The organism is Shewanella eurypsychrophilus, from assembly GCF_007004545.3.
Taxonomy (GTDB): Bacteria; Pseudomonadota; Gammaproteobacteria; order Enterobacterales; family Shewanellaceae; genus Shewanella; species Shewanella eurypsychrophilus.
In genome coordinates this window covers 3,826,338-3,843,873 of record NZ_CP045503.2, presented here as the reverse complement: position 1 = coordinate 3,843,873, position 17,536 = coordinate 3,826,338, and the positions used below count along the sequence as shown (strand labels likewise).

The following is a 17,536-nucleotide window of genomic DNA, read 5'->3' as shown; positions in this document are numbered from 1 at the left end:
ATGAAGTCTTGGTGTAAAACACTACTCGCGTGTGGCCTGAGTATCGGTCTGTTATCTGCCTGTTCATCGAGTGATGTTGAAGATGAGCCGGTTAGCCCGCTACCCGAATTAACGGCCAGTGTATTTCCTGAAGTGAGCTGGAGTACCAATGTTGGCCAGGGTGTAGGTGATTACTATTCACGTTTACGTCCGGCTGCGCGTTACGATAAATTATTTGTGGTTGATAGATATGGTGAAGTGGTTGCTTTTGATGAAGCGACTGGAGCCAAAGTTTGGAGCCGAGACTTCAGTTCAGCATTTAAAGACAATATCTTAGCTAAGAACAAAGGTGCTAAGCTAGCAGCCGGTGTGACCGCTGCCAGAGATATGTTGTTCATCGGTGGTGAAAGTGGCTTACTTGGCGCATTAGATGCGCAAACCGGTGACACCAAATGGTCGGTGATCGCCGGTGGTGAATTGCTTTCTGCACCCACTGTGGGTGAAGATATTGTCGTCGTCAGCACCAGTGCGGGGACATTAGAAGCGTTTAATGTTGACGATGGTGAAAAACAGTGGGTTTATGAGTCAAAGCTACCGACGTTAACACTTCGTGGAACGGGTGCGGCTAACTATGAAGCCGGTGGTTTCTTCGTCGGTACAGCCGATGGTAAGATCGCTGTCATTATCAAGAATAATGGTCAGGCTGCTTGGGAACAAGCTATCTATACGCCCAAAGGTGGTAATGAGTTTACCCGTATGGCTGATATTGATATGAAGCCACTGATTATCGGTGAAAACCTATATGCAGTTGGTTTCAACGGTAACTTAGTTTCCATGGAGTTAAGAACGGGTCGAGTTGTTTGGTCGCGTAAGTATTCAAGTTTTAATGAACTTGCCGACTCAGGTGTTAGCCTGTTCTTAGTTGATGATCATAGTCGTATCTACTCTATCGATAGACGTAATGGTCTTGAAAGCTGGAGTAATACTGAACTGACAAACCGTACATTAACATCGGCATCAGTATTCAATGAGTACATAGTTGTGGGTGACTTTGAAGGCTATCTACACTTCCTGGATAAAACCAGTGGTAAGCTTGTTGGCCGAGTTCAGGTTGATAGTTCAGGCTTGTACAGCCAACCTTTAGTGGTTAATGATAAGATTTATGTTCAGACTCGCAGTGGAAAAGTTGCTAGAATAACGCTTCCGTAAGCTTTATCTGAATTGATTAAAGGCCCTCGGAATTTGTTCTGGGGGCTTTTTGTGTTAAATGCCTTTGTTAAATCATGGGTATTTAGCACATAAAATATGTAGTACCGGCTTAGACTATTCTTAAATAGACTAAGATCCGAGTTATTGAATTTGTAGTTTAAAAAATAGTAAATTAGAGGCATAAAAATGATTCCAGTTGTGGCCCTTGTTGGGCGACCCAATGTAGGTAAGTCGACCCTGTTCAATCGCCTTACGCGCACCAGAGATGCTTTGGTGGCCGACTTTCCTGGGCTAACTCGGGATCGCAAATATGGCCGAGCACACCTTTCTGGCTACGAATTTATCGTAGTTGATACCGGTGGTATCGATGGTACCGAAGAAGGTATTGAGACCCATATGGCTGAGCAGTCACTGGCAGCGATTGAAGAAGCTGATGTTGTACTGTTTCTAACCGATGCTCGTGCAGGCTTAACTGCTGCCGATCACTCTATTGCTGAGCACCTACGTCGCCGTGATAAAACGACTTTCGTGGTTGCCAATAAAGTCGATGGTATCGATGCTGATTCTGCTTGTGCAGAGTTTTGGGCATTAGGCTTAGGTGAAGTCTATCAGATGGCTGCGTCTCAAGGTCGTGGTGTCACCAATATGATTGAATACGCATTGGCGCCATATGCTGAAGCACTTGGTCTGAACCGTGAGGGTGAAGGCGAAGAAGATGGCGAAGAGCGTGAATATACCGAAGAAGATGCTGAAGCCGAGCAGAAACGCTTACAAGATCTGCCTATCAAGTTGGCAATTATCGGCAAGCCTAATGTGGGTAAGTCAACGCTGACTAACCGTATTTTAGGTGAAGAACGTGTCGTTGTTTACGATGAGCCTGGTACCACGCGTGACAGTATCTACATCCCTATGGAGCGAGAAGGCCGTGAATACGTGCTTATCGATACAGCAGGTGTTCGTCGTCGTAGCAAGGTGCATGAAACGGTAGAGAAGTTTTCGGTCATTAAAACCCTGAAAGCAATCGAAGACAGTAACGTTGTCTTGTTGATTATCGATGCCCGTGAAGGTATTGCTGAGCAAGATCTTGGTCTACTAGGTTTTGCCCTTAACGCAGGGCGCGCTTTAGTTATCGCGGTTAACAAATGGGATGGTATTAATCAAGAAATTAAAGATCGCGTCAAGAGCGAACTTGATCGTCGTCTTGGTTTTATCGACTTTGCCCGAATTCATTTTATATCAGCGTTACACGGTACAGGTGTTGGACACTTGTATCAGTCAGTTGAAGAAGCTTATGACAGTGCCACGCGCCGTGTAAGTACGTCTATGCTGACCCGGATCATGCAAATGGCACAGGACGATCACCAGCCACCTTTGGTTAACGGTCGCCGAGTTAAGCTTAAGTATGCTCACGCAGGTGGTTATAACCCACCAATCGTGGTTATTCATGGTAACCAGGTTAAGCGCCTGCCTGATTCATACAAGCGCTTTATGATGAACTACTACCGTCGTTCATTGAAAGTCATGGGTACACCCATTCAGGTACGCTTCCAGGACGGTGGTAACCCGTTTGAAGGCATGAACACTAAGAAGCTGACTGTGAGCCAAGAGCGTCGTCGTAAGCGCATGATAAGCCACATAAGAGATAAAGATGAAAAGTAGAATTTAGGGACTAGATTATCGTTTCTAGGATCTTATTTTATTGAAGAGGCCAGTTAATTCATTTTAACTGGCCTTTTTTGCATATGGATATGCTTATCCGTGATCGCCATGGAAGGTGAAGGAGGGGATTTGTATAGGCACTAGATGCCTTCTAATGATGGCTGATCACATTTCCTGGTTTAACTCTGGCTGATTTTGTATAGGTTCGCTGTTTTATACCAATCGGTATAAAGATATGGTCATTCAGCGAGAGTTTAGCGCTTGTGAGGCAAGGCAACGAGTGAGAGACATAGTTATTCTACGTTTAAGCTCGTTAACGCCGTATCAGATGTGCTAAAACTCGCCTTCCAGGAGTGTTTTTGGCTGCCTACTTCTGTGTTGAATGAGTTCAAAAGTGATCACCATTTCCTAACTCATTCGCCTTGAATTATGCTGCCAAAAAATAACTCTGAATTGACCACTTACTTATACCTATTGGTATTATTTAATTTCGACAGAGAACTTGAGCCGGAATACAGTGACCTTTGGTAATGGGATAAGTAATTGAAGGTTACACTTATAATTTAATCAATCACCTGTCGGTGAGGCATGTGAACTTATGTTTTTACAAGGGTCAGTGGAACGCCGTAAGCAATTTTGACTTCCAAGGTCTTAAGCACGGTGTCTTTCAAGATAGTTGATACTCTTAAGACATTTTCCATATCCTTATGGAACAGTGGAGGAATGGCAAATTTTTATGGAACTTAACTTGTCCAGCGAGTACAGCTATTTCAAACAACTTTCATGTTTAGCAGCCAGCTCGACAATGTAAATCAATTTCAGAGCCAGTTCGCAATCCCTAGTTCTCGTTCATAAGTCTATTACTTTGCAATATTCACCCGATTCTCTCGTTGGAAGAGCACCACTGCGTGATACCTCACCTTGAAATCGAAGCTCGTAGCTGCATCAACACTAAAGTTTTCACCAGCAAGTTTTTTCACATCAATCCCTCTTTAACATAGCCACCCATTATTTCTGCCGCTTTCTCAAGCTGCAACTAAACTTAAATAGTCTCTCTTGCATTGAGGTTGCTATGGCTAGACCCAGAAGCACATTAGTCAGTATCGAAGACACTCCGTTTTACCACTGTATTTCGAAATGTGTGCGGCAATCCTGGCTCACTGGAGTCGATAAATTTACCGGAAAGTCATATGAACATCGTCGAGATTGGGTTGAGTCAAGAATTCTTGAGTTAGCCGAAGTGTTTGCGATAGATGTAGCGGCTTATGCAGTGATGTCTAACCATCTGCACTTGGTATTGAGAGTCGACATTTTCGAAGCCAATTCATGGACAGATAAAGAGGTGGTACAGCACTGGCATCAACTGTTTAAAGGCTCTGACATTACTCAGAGGTTTGCTCAAGGAGATGTCATTGAAAGCTTCGAGGTTTCTGGCCTGAAACATTCGATTGCTCAATATCGAAGTAGACTAAGTGATATTAGTTGGTTTATGCGCGCATTGAATGAACCTATTGCCAGGAGAGCGAATAAAGAGGATGGCTGTACAGGGCGATTTTGGGAGGGACGTTTCAAATCCCAAGCTTTATTGGATGAAGCAGCAGTTATAGCTTGTATGGCCTATGTTGACCTCAACCCAATTCGAGCTAAGGTGTCTGGGACCCCTGAAACTTCTGATTTCACCAGTATTAAAAAACGCATCAAAGCAGCAATAAAGGGAGAGCAACCCGCAGCACTTTTACCCTTTGTAGGCAATGAGCGAAAAGAGATGGTTAAAGGACTCATGTTTAGTGCTAAAGATTACCTACAACTGGTTGATGAAACAGGACGAATAATCAGAGCCGATAAGCGAGGCGCAATTAGCCCTGAATCACAGAAAATACTTAATAGACTCAATATTCCTCAAGAAAACTGGCTGAAACTCACCACTGAATTTAGTCGCTTATTTAAAGGCCCTGTTGGTACTCCCCAAGAGCTAGATGTCTACTGCGAGCACTTAGAGCGAAAACGCAGACAAGGGGCAGCTAATTGCCAGAGGTGGCTCTGCAGCAGCTGACAAGCTGTTAATTACTTAATAAACGGTACAACTTAAGATAAATATCAGACCGAATCGAAATTCGGTCTTTTGGCTGCTTTAATCTGGAAGAATTACCCTGTAGCTTAAATATTTTCATCCATTTAGCCTTTATCTAGGCAAATTCCCCTACAAACACCTCAATCTTAGCACTCCCCTCAACAAATTAGATGAAGGGGCAAACAAGAGATAGCTAAAATGGGTGGCTTCGTTTTCTTCTCAACAAATTAGATGAAGGGGCAAACAAGAGATAGCTAAAATGGGTGGCTTCGTTTTCTTTGATTCAACACCTATTTTAAAGCCCACCACTTTTGATTATTTTGTGTATAACAATTCGAGGATACAATAATCAAAAGTGAACGCGGCTGTGACCTTCGACATCAGGGCGAGGTATCACAGCGTGAAACAATCCGACAAGTATTATTTCGATTAGTGTTATACCACTTTAGATTGAATTTCGCCTTCTAACAGCTTAGTTGTCAGTACGTCGCCAATATTGATGTCCTCAGAACGAGTCAGCACTTTCCCCTTAGCATCTTGGGTAATGCTGTAGCCACGGCTTAAAGTGGCTAACGGGCTCACTGTCTGTAACTGATGGGCACTGACGCTGAGGCTCTTTTCGCTGCTGTTCAGTTTCTCTTTGATGGAGTCTTTCAGCCGTGAGGTTAAATAACTGAGTCTCTGCGCTTCCAAAGAGAGTTTATTTTTTGGTGATTGTTGGTTTAGACGATGACTCAGTTGTTGCTGCTTCAATGCCAAGTTTGCGAGTTTTTTGTCGATGGCAGCATCGAGTCTAAATTGCATCTCATCGAAGCTTTGCTCATATTGCTCGAGACGGCGTTTAGGATCTTGGCGCTGTAACCTGTGAGTCAGTGTGCTCATTCGGCTATTGGTTTTTAGCTGATAATGCTGCCAACTTTGTTTTAGCCTTGAAACAAATAGTTCGAGCTTTTCATGTTTGTTTTCAGCATCTTTTGATAGTAGCTCTGCGCCCGATGAGGGGGTTGGCGCGCGTACATCGGCGACATAATCACAGATGGTGGTATCGACTTCATGGCCAACAGCAGAAACGATAGGCAGGGCGCTGTTATAGATGCTATGAGCGAGATCTTCGCTGTTAAAACACCATAAGTCTTCCAGTGAGCCGCCGCCTCGAGTGAGCAGCAATACATCGACCTCTAATCTTGCATTGGCTATCTCTATCGCTTTACAGATGAGCTTATCGGCATCCTTACCTTGCACTTGAGTGGGATAAACCACCACTTCAATGGAAGGATCGCGTCTAGCGAGCACATGTAGTACATCTTTGAGCGCTGCGCCTGTTGCTGAGGTGATAACACCAATTTTTTGAATGTTGGACGGAATAGGGCGCTTAGTTTCGGCTGCAAACAAGCCTTCTGCAGCCAGTTTCATTTTTAGCGCTTCATATTGCTGGGCTAACAAACCATCACCGGCTGGCATCATTGACTCTAAGATCAGCTGATAGTCCCCTCGTGGCTCATAGACGCTGATAGAGCCCTTAACTAATACCTGCTGCCCATTAACGGGTTTAAAGGCGACACTGCGATTGCGACCTTTAAACATGGCTGAACGGATCTGGGCATTATTATCTTTAAGAGTGAGATACCAGTGGCCAGAAGCCGGAGCGGCAAAGTTCGATACTTCTGCATTAAGCCAGATCTTGCCTAGCTCACCTTCGAGTAATTGACGCACTTCACCGTTGAGACGAGAAACGGTGTAAACATTATTTTTTGGTGTTTTCATACGATTTTTACGACTAATGGCACTTTTTTACTATTTTCCATTTACCAAGTGAAATATGCAAGGTATAATCTCGCCGCAATATTTCACCTCCAAACCTACTCTATTTGGGATATGTTGCCATGCTACGTTTAAAGAAAGAAGCACTAACTTTTGATGATGTGTTACTTGTACCTGCACACTCGACCGTACTCCCTAATACCGCCGTTCTCAAGACTCGTCTAACAAACAAAATAGAACTCAACACTCCTATTGTGTCTGCAGCCATGGATACCGTGACTGAAGCTCGTTTGGCTATTGCCATTGCACAGGAAGGTGGTCTAGGTTTTATTCATAAAAATATGACGATCGAGCAGCAAGCAGAAGAAGTTCGTAAAGTTAAGATTTACGAAGCGGGTATCGTTCAACAACCTGTCACCGTCACGCCAACCACAACGCTTGCAGATCTTAAAGTTCTGACATTGAAGAATGGTTTCGCCGGTTACCCGGTTGTCAACGACGCCAACGAACTTGTCGGTATTATTACAGGCCGTGATGTTCGCTTTATCACTGACTGGAGCCGTACTGTCGATCAGGTGATGACACCTAAAGATCGTCTGGTAACTGTTGCCGAAGGCACTAAGCTGGATGAAGTTCAGACTCTCATGCATTCTCATCGCGTTGAGAAAGTGCTGGTTGTCGATGGTAATTTTAAGCTCAAGGGCCTTATCACAGTAAAAGATTTCCAAAAAGCCGAGCAAAAACCTAATGCCTGTAAAGATGAGCTAGGTCGCCTTCGCGTCGGCGCAGCCGTCGGTGCAGGCCCTGGTAACGAGCAGCGTGTCGATGCCTTGGTTATTGCCGGTGTTGACGTTCTGCTGATCGATTCATCACATGGTCATTCTGAAGGTGTTCTTCAGCGTATTCGTGATACTCGTGCCAAATATCCTGATTTACAGATTGTCGGTGGCAACGTGGCAACAGCCGAAGGTGCACTAGCATTGGTTGAAGCCGGTGTTAACGCTGTCAAGGTGGGTATCGGCCCTGGCTCAATCTGTACGACTCGTATCGTTACCGGTGTGGGCGTTCCTCAGATCACCGCAGTTTCCGATGCTGCCGAGGCCGTTAAACATTTAAATATTCCGATTATTGCCGATGGCGGTATCCGTTTTTCTGGTGATTTGGCTAAAGCCTTAGCCGCAGGAGCTTCATGTATCATGGCAGGTTCCATGTTTGCCGGTACTGATGAAGCGCCGGGCGAGACTGAACTACACAATGGCCGCGCTTATAAGTCATACCGAGGTATGGGTTCTTTGGGTGCCATGAACCAAACACAAGGTTCATCGGATCGTTACTTCCAGAGTGACAATGCTGCCGATAAGTTGGTACCGGAAGGTATCGAAGGCCGCGTTGCTTACAAAGGCAAGCTTAAAGAGATCATTCACCAGCATATGGGCGGCCTGCGTTCATGCATGGGCTTGACTGGCTGCGCGACCATCAAAGAGTTAAATGAGAAAGCCGAGTTTGTGAAAATCACTTCGGCTGGCATGGGTGAGTCTCATGTACACGATGTGACCATCAGTAAAGAAGCACCAAACTACAGTCGTGGTTCGTAATTTAAGCTTGCACCTTGGTTTAGAAAGGGGCGGCATGAGTCGCCCATTTATATAACCGTTTCTATACCCTTTTTATGCCAGTTTAGTGCTAGATACTAAAACTGATACCGAAAATTAGATTAATAAAATAAAGGTTCCCCATGAACAATATTCATGAGCATAAGATACTGATCTTAGATTTTGGATCTCAGTACACACAACTTATCGCCCGCCGTATTCGTGAAATAGGCGTTTACTGTGAGCTATGGGCTTGGGATGTGAGTGAAGAGCAGATTAAAGGTTTTGCTCCAAATGGAATAATTCTGGCCGGTGGCCCAGAGAGCGTGACTGCACAAGACTCACCTCGTGCACCTGAGTATGTTTTCAATGCGGGCGTGCCTGTACTTGGGATCTGCTACGGCATGCAGACCATGTCTGAGCAGCTTGGTGGCAAGGTTATTCAAGGCGTAGGTGAAGGTGAATTCGGTTATGCTCAGGTAGAAGTTCAAACTGAATCAGCACTATTTAAAAGCATAGAAGACGCTATCAGTGAGACTGGCAAGCCACTTCTTGATGTGTGGATGAGCCACGGTGATAAAGTCTCCGAGATCCCTGAAGGGTTCGTTGCCGTTGCCAACACTGAAACTTGTCCTTTTGCTGCCATGGTGAACGAAGAGAAAAAGTTCTATGGCGTGCAGTTTCACCCTGAAGTAACGCATACCCGTCAGGGCAAGCGCATGCTGGAACACTTCGCGTTAGAGATCTGTAACTGTGACGCAAACTGGAAGTCTGCTTCAATCATAGAAGATGCGGTCGCTAAGCTTAAGCAGCAGATCGGTGATGATGAAGTTATTTTAGGTCTGTCTGGTGGTGTCGACTCATCGGTTGTTGCCATGTTGCTACACCGTGCAATTGGTGACAAGCTCACCTGTGTATTCGTCGACAACGGCCTGCTTCGTCTCAATGAAGCCGAGCAAGTGATGGACATGTTTGGCGACCACTTCGGACTGAACATCGTCCATGTGAATGCTGAAAACCGTTTCCTCGATGCGATGAAAGATGAGGCCGAACCCGAAGCTAAGCGCAAGATTATTGGTCGTGTATTCGTCGAGATTTTCGATGAAGAGTCTAAGAAATGTGCTAACGCAAAATGGCTAGCGCAGGGAACAATCTACCCGGATGTTATCGAGTCTGCAGGTAGCGCCACAGGTAAAGCTCATGTGATTAAGTCACACCATAACGTCGGCGGATTGCCTGATGATATGGAGCTAGGATTGGTTGAGCCACTTCGTGAGCTGTTTAAAGATGAAGTGCGCAAAATTGGTTTAGAGCTCGGCCTGCCATACGACATGCTATACCGTCACCCATTCCCTGGACCGGGTCTTGGTGTACGTGTGCTAGGCGAAGTGAAGAAAGAGTACTGTGATCTGCTGCGTCTTGCCGATGCTATTTTCATCGAAGAGCTGCATAAAGCCGACCTTTACAACAAGGTCAGCCAGGCATTTACTGTGTTCCTCCCTGTACGCTCTGTTGGCGTGATGGGTGACGGTCGTAAATATGATTGGGTGGTTTCATTGCGCGCCGTTGAGACCATAGATTTCATGACGGCAAATTGGGCACATCTTCCTTATGATTTCCTAGGCCTTGTGTCTAATCGTATCATCAATGAAATTGATGGTATCTCACGGGTTGTTTACGATATATCAGGTAAGCCACCTGCGACTATCGAGTGGGAATAATTGACGCTTAACTAACACTTAGGTGTAAAATGAAAAGGGCGCTTCGGCGCCTTTTTTAACGTCTAATATTTATCCAACATTTACATTGGTGGTGGGATTAAGTTTGCCAGATCAGAGAATAAAAACACAGCAACCTGATGACAGTACTTCTCAGTTAGAGAAAGATCTATTTTTTATGTCACTGGCAATGAAACAAGCCCATGAGGCTGAAAGTCGTGGCGAGGTGCCAGTCGGCGCTGTCTTGGTCAAAGACGATGAAGTGATTGCCTTAGGATCTAATGATTGCATTGGACAGCACGATCCATCGGCCCATGCAGAAATGCAGTGTCTACGTCATGCAGGGAAAATCATTGAGAACTATCGACTGCTCAATACCACGCTATATGTCACCTTAGAACCTTGTGCCATGTGTGCGGGCGCTATGGTTCACTCTAGAGTCGAGCGTCTAGTGTTTGGTGCAAGAGATGAGAAAACAGGTGCTGCTGGTACAGTGCTTGATTTGGTCAGGCACAGTGCATTTAATCATCAGTTGCAAGTGACAGAGGGAGTGCTTGCAGATAAATGCAGTGAGCAGCTAAGCCAGTTCTTCAGGCGTCGACGTAAAGAGAAAAAGGAACTGAAGCAGCTGCAGAAAAGGCTAGAGGCTGAGAAAGAACAAAAATTGAAAGAGTAATATCTGTTTTTTGATTGAATCGATCACTGACCTGCAGGTTGAATAAAGCAAAAGAACATTTTTTGTCGGGCCAAGGTACGTAGATGACGGGCCTTTTGCTGGTTTCTGCGTCTTGAAGAGATCAATTTTAGTTTATTTTTTCTCACCACATTCTCCTATTTAAAATATTAATGGCTCACTGCTTAAAGTTTACAAAAATTACTGCGGTTGTGCACCTACTAACTCATTGCTCTCACCATTAGTCAGCTCCACCATTTGTGTCTCATCGGCTTGACGGTTTGCATCTTCTATCAGCCGATTCTGATTATCAACCCATACTAAGGTATCGTAGTAACGTCGAATGCTATCAACATAATGAACCGCTTCGTTGCCTCTGGCATAGCCATAGCGAGTTCGCTTATAGTATTTTCGTTTTTGCAGCAGCGGCAGTACCTCTTTTAGGTCGCGCCATGCACTGGGGTTAAGGCCCATAGATTGTGCCAGCTTACGCGCATCTTCTACATGACCATAGCCGATATTGTACGAGGCTAAAGCAAACCACATACGCTGATTTTCTGGTATAGAGTCAGGCAGGCGAACTAAAATATCATTCAGATATTTCGCACCACCTTTAATGCTTTGTTCCGGATCGAGTCTGTTGGCAATACCGACCTGTTTTGCGGTTGGTAATGTCAACATCATCAAGCCTCTTACACCTGTGGGCGAGCGGGCATTGGGATTCCAGTGAGATTCCTGGTAAGCCGTAGCTGCCAGTTTTCGCCAATCGATGTCTCCAGCGTAATATTGAAACTTATCTTTATATTTTGGCAACTTGTTATCGATAGCGCGGAGAAAGGCGCGAGTATCGACATAATCAAAACGTTTTACATGGGCAAAATATTTTTCATTGAGATGGGCTAAGGTGCCACTGCGCTTCTCATTGTGCCAAAATGTTAGCAAGTTACTCATTAAACGGTCACTATTATTCGGTGGCAGTAACCAGACGATCGCTTGTTTTTCTCTTAAGATGGGCCCGGCTCTTAGTTCAGGCATAAAGCGGCGATTGATGTCGAATGTCGTTGAGTCGGCGATAGTATAAGTAATCTCTCCTCTGGCGATCATTGCCATTAACTCTTCACTGTCTTTGTCTTTCTCCTGCGACCAGAGCAGTTCAGGGTACATCTTTTGCAATTGAGACAGTGTTTCAACGAACGATGAATCTGTTATGACTGTTATCTTATCTTCTAGCTGAGACACATCCTTTGGGATCGATGTTCCTTGTTTGTACACTAACACTTGATCCACTCGATAAAGCGGTGGCCCTAAGCGGAATTTCTCTCTGCGGCTTTGAGTATCGGCAAGCCCAGCGGCGATAAGATCGATATCGCCTTTATCCAGAGCCTGATAAAGCTCTCCGATATTCGGGTAGGGCTTCATCTCTAAATCGAGTTCGAGAAAATCGGCAAAACGTAATGCCATCTCATAATCAAAACCGGCTTCGCCTTGACCTGAAGTGATGAAAATTTGCGAGCCATAAAGGGTACCAACAGTTAAGGTGGTTTTGACTATAGGCGCTTTATTAACCTGAGTTTGTTCCACACTGACCTTCTGGCATGCGGCCAGTACAGTAATAGTGAGTAAGACAAACAAAAGTTTTTTCATATAGCGCTAATTTTCCCATCATTTGGTTCAAAACAGCAGGAGATTATATCACAGTGGAAGCAAAGCCTGGATAAAACGAATTTTCCCTTATTTATCTGAGTACTAGCTAAGTGCGCTGAGTATGTCTTATGCATAATTATGGTCGATCTTAAGCCATTTAACCTGTCTTAAACGTTAACTGAGCAATTTATTTTAACGAGGGGGATTTTCTTTAATAGGAAACACTGTTTTCGCGGTTAACTTCTGGTGATTTGTCAGTAGCATTTCCCTATAATGGCGCCAGATCTGACCCTGCAATTATAATATATAAGGTGAAATGACGTGATGGAGATCATCCGCGGAGCCCCAGCTTTATCAGCGTTTAAAGTTCAAAAATTAATGGAAGCCTGTAAAACTGCAGTACTTCCAGTTACTGGTATCTATGCTGAGTATATCCATTTAGCCGATTTAACTGAGCCACTTGAAGAAAGTGAAACTCAGCAACTTGCCAAACTCCTTACCTATGGTCCTGCCATTGAAGCGCACGCACCAGAGGGTACACTTCATTTTGTCACGCCACGTCCAGGCACTATCTCTCCTTGGTCTTCTAAGGCAACAGATATTGCCCACAATTGTGGTTTAGAAAAAGTTAAACGTTTAGAGCGCGGTATCGCCTACTATGTAGAGTCTGACGCGCTAACTACAGAGCAAGAGCAAGGCTTAATTGCGCTACTTCATGACCGCATGGTGGAAGTTATTCTTGCTGGCTTTGAGGCGGCAGAAGTGCTTTTTGCACGTACTGAGCCTGCCGTTGTAAAAAGTGTCGATATTTTAACTGAAGGTCGTAGTGCGTTAGAGCTTGCGAATGTACAGCTTGGTTTAGCGTTAGCTAGCGATGAAATCGATTACCTGGTTGAGAATTTTACTCAACTTGGCCGTAATCCAAATGATGTCGAGTTAATGATGTTTGCCCAAGCAAACTCAGAGCACTGTCGTCATAAGATTTTCAATGCAGATTGGACTATTGATGGTGAGGTTCAGCCAAAATCTTTGTTCAAGATGATTAAAAATACCTTCGCAGTGACGCCTGATGGTGTGTTATCGGCTTATAAAGATAATGCGGCTGTTATGGAAGGCTATACAGCAGGTCGTTTCTTCCCTGAAGATAATGGCGTGTACAGTTACCACACTGAGCCTATGCATATCCTGATGAAGGTTGAAACCCATAATCATCCTACAGCAATCAGCCCATACCCAGGTGCCGCTACAGGCTCCGGTGGAGAGATCCGCGATGAAGGTGCAACTGGACGAGGTTCAAAGCCAAAAGCTGGCTTAACTGGTTACAGTGTTTCAAATCTTAAGATCCCAGGTTTTGTTCAGCCATGGGAAGCTGACTACGGTAAGCCTGATCGTATCGTTACCGCGCTTGATATCATGACTGAAGGCCCACTCGGTGGCGCTGCGTTCAACAATGAGTTCGGTCGCCCTGCATTGTTGGGTTACTTCCGTACTTATGAGCAAGAAGTCAGCAGCCATAACGGTGTTGAAGTGCGTGGTTATCATAAACCAATTATGCTTGCCGGTGGCCTAGGTAACATACGTGAAGATCATGTCCAAAAAGGTGAAATTACCGTTGGTGCTAAGCTTATCGTCTTAGGCGGTCCGGCGATGAATATCGGCTTAGGTGGCGGTGCAGCCTCTTCAATGACCTCTGGTGAATCTAATGAAGATCTCGATTTTGCTTCTGTGCAGCGTGAAAACCCAGAGATGGAGCGTCGTTGTCAGGAAGTGATCGATCGTTGTTGGCAGATGGGTGATAACAACCCGATCCAATTTATTCATGATGTAGGCGCAGGCGGTCTATCCAATGCTTTCCCTGAACTTGTCAACGATGGCGAACGTGGTGGTAAGTTTGAACTCAGAGATGTGCCATCTGATGAGCCAGGAATGAGCCCGTTAGAGATCTGGTGTAACGAGTCACAAGAACGTTATGTGATGTCTGTAGCACCTGAAAATCTCGATACGTTTATCGCAATATGTGAGCGTGAACGCGCGCCTTTCTCTGTGGTGGGCGTAGCAACAGAAGAACGTCATTTAAGTTTAAGTGATGAGCATTTTGGTGATAAGCCGATTGATCTGCCGCTTGAAGTGCTGTTAGGTAAGGCACCCAAAATGAGCCGTGATGTTGTGAGCGCAAAGGCTGAGTCACCGGCCGTTGATCAAAGTAAGATTGAGATTAAAGAAGCGGTACGTCGCTTACTCAGACTTCCAACAGTGGCTGAAAAGACCTTCTTAATTACCATAGGCGATAGAAGTGTAACGGGTCTGGTTAATCGCGATCAGATGGTGGGTCCTTGGCAGGTTCCAGTTGCGGATTGTGCCGTGACTGCAGCAAGTTTTGATTCATACACAGGTGAAGCCATGTCTTTGGGTGAGCGTACGCCGCTTGCACTACTGGACTTTGGCGCTTCTGCACGCATGGCAGTTGCAGAATCGATCATGAACATTGCCGGCAGTGATATCGGGTCATTTAAGCGCATTAAGCTTTCAGCTAACTGGATGTCTGCAGCTGGCCACCCTGGAGAAGATGCTGGTCTCTATGAAGCGGTAAAAGCCATTGGTGAAGAGCTGTGTCCAGAGCTTGATTTGACTATTCCAGTCGGTAAAGACTCGATGTCGATGAAGACTGCATGGCAAGATCAGGGTGTCGATAAGGCGGTAACATCGCCTATGTCACTGGTCATCACAGCCTTTGGTGCAGTGCAGGATATCCGCAATACAGTCACTCCAGAGCTTCGCACCGATAAAGGTGAGACAGAGTTACTACTTATAGACTTAAGTGCAGGTAATAATCGCCTTGGTGGCTCATGTCTGGCTCAGGTGTACAGTGAGCTGGGTGATACAGCCCCAGATCTTAGTGATGCAAGCTTGCTACGTGGCTTCTTCGAGGTGATCCAGCCTCTAGTTGCCAGCCGTGACGTTATTGCCTATCACGATCGCAGCGATGGTGGTCTTCTTACTACACTTGTTGAGATGGCGTTTGCGGGTAACACGGGTCTGAATATCGATCTTGCAGATGTTGATGGCACCGATATTGAGCGACTCTTTAATGAGGAGCTTGGTGGTGTCATTCAGGTTAGCAGTGCACAAAGTGAAGCCATCATTGCCAAGTTCAATGCTGCGGGCGTCGCATGTCATGTCATTGGTGGTTTAACTGCTGATGATACCATTACGATAAATGACGGCGATCGTGAGATGTTAGTTGAGTCTCGCACAGAGCTGAGAACTATCTGGGCTGAAACGACCCATAAAATGCAGTCACTTAGAGATACTCCTGAGTGTGCAGATGAAGAGTTTGCGCTTAAGCATGACGCCAGCGAGCCGGGCTTAACTGTCGATCTAAAGTTCGACCCAAGTGAAGATGTTGCCGCGCCATTTATCTTAAAAGGTGCTGCACCTAAGATGGCTATTTTGCGTGAGCAAGGGGTTAACTCGCACCTGGAGATGGCGGCAGCCTTCGATAGAGCAGGCTTTGAGAGTCGTGATGTCCATATGAGTGATATTCTCAGTGGACGCATCAGCTTAGATGAGTTCCAAGGATTAGCAGCGTGTGGTGGTTTCTCATACGGTGATGTGCTGGGTGCTGGTGAAGGTTGGGCTAAGTCTATTCTGTTTAATGCCAGAGCCCGTGAGCAGTTTACTCAATTCTTCGAACGTGAAGACAGTTTCTCTCTAGGCGTATGTAATGGCTGTCAGATGTTATCCACATTGAAAGAGATCATCCCAGGCACTGAACATTGGCCGCGTTTTGTTCGAAATCGCTCTGAGCGTTTCGAAGCCCGTGTCAGCTTAGTTGAAGTACAAAAAACTCCCTCTATCTTCCTTGATGGCATGGAAGGTTCTCGTATGCCGATTGCCGTGTCACACGGTGAGGGACGTGCAGAGTTTGCCACGCCAGAGGCAATGGCTTTAGCTGAAGCGTCTGGAACAGTTGCTTTGCGATATGTAAATGGTAAGGGTGAGATAGCCACGCAATACCCGCAGAACCCTAATGGTTCCCCTAATGCGTTATCAGGGATCTGTAGCACTGATGGTCGTGTGACCATCATGATGCCACATCCTGAGCGTGTATTTAGAACCGTAGCGAACTCTTGGCATCCTGATAGCTGGGGTGAAGATAGCCCTTGGATGAGAATGTTCAGAAATGCACGAGTTAAGCTTGGTTAAATAAAGTGACTGACAAGTTATGGCTAATGTTTACATCATGTTCAGACTCGAGATTAATTAGCGAGTTCAAATGTAAAGTTCGCCTAATTTAACTGTCACTCATTAATACCAAGGTAAAAGGGCACCGAAAATATCGGTGCCCTTTTTTTTGTGCTCAAAGGTTGCAAGATTATTGAAGATAAATAGTGGCTTATATCAACTTTAGAAAAGCTTTATGTACTAAACCACCTAAAATATAGGGTTTGTAGTCTATTTGGATCTAAGGGGCTAATAGCTCTGCTAGCGGAGAGGTGAGGCCTAGGCTAGTATATAAGTGCTTACTTATGTTTGTGAGGGGAGATCGAAGCTTTTGAAGTGGTTATTATGAGCTAGATATGAAAAAGCCACCTAGCATCAATATGCTAGGTGGCCGTTTTGCGCTAACAAAACTTCAAGTAAATCTGTTTGCTGAGGTGCTGTTTATAGCTCTCTAGCAGTATAAAGTTCAACAAAAACACGCTTGTAGTTGTTTGCTAAACGATTTAGAAATTTTTTCATAATAATATCTCCACACAGTTAAAGGGTAATGTGAGCGGAGTTCGACTAGCCGGGCAAGGTCACCGGGTTATTTAGTCTGCTCCTTAGCACAGGAGCTATATTATGCTTCCTTATGAATATGATCAAACGAGAAAAATTGTTCTTTGTCATTAGTTAAATTAATGGGTTTAAGTTGAATTGCATCGATCGATATACAGGTGGTTATTGTAGGTAATTGTTTTATTTGTATTTTATGATTATAGGTAATTATTTAGCATGTAAATAAATTGATGCTTTTAACTTGTTGGCTGTAAAAGTATGGCTTTTGAGTTGATAATTACTGTAACCAATAAAAATATTTGTTTATCACCACCACCACAACGCCCCTAACATGGTATTTTAGATGGGTCAACCTAAGCGTGTGTTGAACTGTGTCCTTAACCACAAAACCCATTTTAAGCGGAGTGTTTGATTGATTTGAATCAATTTTGAATGGTATAAACTAACG

The 17,536-nt window shown here is 44.9% G+C and carries 9 protein-coding genes; 7 read left to right on the top strand and 2 right to left on the bottom strand.

Going from position 1 to position 17,536, the window contains the following annotated elements:
- The 3 genes from bamB (at position 1) to FM038_RS16305 (ending at position 4,900) form a co-directional block, all read left to right on the top strand.
- Positions 1 to 1,188 carry an outer membrane protein assembly factor BamB gene (gene bamB / locus FM038_RS16315; protein WP_142874400.1) on the top strand — a complete coding sequence of 396 codons (1,188 nt, stop codon included), beginning with the start codon at positions 1 to 3 and terminating at the stop codon, positions 1,186 to 1,188.
- Positions 1,189 to 1,374: 186 nt separating this feature from the next.
- On the top strand, positions 1,375 to 2,847 hold the full coding sequence (gene der / locus FM038_RS16310; RefSeq protein WP_142874399.1) for a ribosome biogenesis GTPase Der: 1,473 nt from the start codon (positions 1,375 to 1,377) through the stop codon (positions 2,845 to 2,847).
- A gap of 1,072 nt (positions 2,848 to 3,919) precedes the next feature.
- Positions 3,920 to 4,900 carry a transposase gene (locus FM038_RS16305; protein ID WP_142874398.1) on the top strand — a complete coding sequence of 327 codons (981 nt, stop codon included), beginning with the start codon at positions 3,920 to 3,922 and terminating at the stop codon, positions 4,898 to 4,900.
- A gap of 453 nt (positions 4,901 to 5,353) precedes the next feature.
- Here the strand turns inward: FM038_RS16305 and xseA are convergent, their stop codons facing one another.
- Positions 5,354 to 6,682, bottom strand: coding sequence for an exodeoxyribonuclease VII large subunit (gene xseA, locus FM038_RS16300; protein WP_142874397.1), 1,329 nt, complete (start codon positions 6,680 to 6,682; stop codon positions 5,354 to 5,356).
- Between the two features lie 119 nt (positions 6,683 to 6,801).
- On the opposite strand from xseA, the gene guaB reads away from it, so the two are divergent.
- From guaB to tadA, 3 genes are all read left to right on the top strand, one after another.
- Positions 6,802 to 8,274 (top strand): IMP dehydrogenase, encoded by a 1,473-nt coding sequence (gene guaB / locus FM038_RS16295; RefSeq protein ID WP_142874396.1) that lies wholly within the window; start codon positions 6,802 to 6,804, stop codon positions 8,272 to 8,274.
- A 140-nt stretch (positions 8,275 to 8,414) separates the two neighbouring features.
- Positions 8,415 to 9,992: a glutamine-hydrolyzing GMP synthase gene (gene guaA / locus FM038_RS16290; RefSeq protein WP_142874395.1), complete on the top strand. Its 1,578-nt coding sequence runs from the start codon at positions 8,415 to 8,417 to the stop codon at positions 9,990 to 9,992.
- Between the two features lie 118 nt (positions 9,993 to 10,110).
- A complete protein-coding gene (gene tadA, locus FM038_RS16285; protein ID WP_419555648.1) occupies positions 10,111 to 10,665 on the top strand; it encodes a tRNA adenosine(34) deaminase TadA in 555 nt (184 codons plus the stop codon).
- A 198-nt stretch (positions 10,666 to 10,863) separates the two neighbouring features.
- Here tadA and mltF read toward each other — a convergent pair whose 3' ends face one another.
- Entirely contained in the window at positions 10,864 to 12,306 is a 1,443-nt protein-coding gene (gene mltF / locus FM038_RS16280) for a membrane-bound lytic murein transglycosylase MltF (protein WP_142874393.1), read from the bottom strand.
- A 324-nt stretch (positions 12,307 to 12,630) separates the two neighbouring features.
- On the opposite strand from mltF, the gene purL reads away from it, so the two are divergent.
- Entirely contained in the window at positions 12,631 to 16,512 is a 3,882-nt protein-coding gene (purL, locus tag FM038_RS16275) for a phosphoribosylformylglycinamidine synthase (RefSeq protein WP_142874804.1), read from the top strand.
- Positions 16,513 to 17,536 lie beyond the last annotated feature (1,024 nt).

Coding starts and splice junctions, on each gene's coding strand:
- bamB (WP_142874400.1), top strand. CDS start 1: ATGAAGTCTTGGTGTAAAACACTACTCGCGTGTGGCCTGAGTATCGGT.
- der (WP_142874399.1), top strand. CDS start 1,375: ATGATTCCAGTTGTGGCCCTTGTTGGGCGACCCAATGTAGGTAAGTCG.
- FM038_RS16305 (WP_142874398.1), top strand. CDS start 3,920: ATGGCTAGACCCAGAAGCACATTAGTCAGTATCGAAGACACTCCGTTT.
- xseA (WP_142874397.1), bottom strand. CDS start 6,682: ATGAAAACACCAAAAAATAATGTTTACACCGTTTCTCGTCTCAACGGT.
- guaB (WP_142874396.1), top strand. CDS start 6,802: ATGCTACGTTTAAAGAAAGAAGCACTAACTTTTGATGATGTGTTACTT.
- guaA (WP_142874395.1), top strand. CDS start 8,415: ATGAACAATATTCATGAGCATAAGATACTGATCTTAGATTTTGGATCT.
- mltF (WP_142874393.1), bottom strand. CDS start 12,306: ATGAAAAAACTTTTGTTTGTCTTACTCACTATTACTGTACTGGCCGCA.
- purL (WP_142874804.1), top strand. CDS start 12,631: ATGGAGATCATCCGCGGAGCCCCAGCTTTATCAGCGTTTAAAGTTCAA.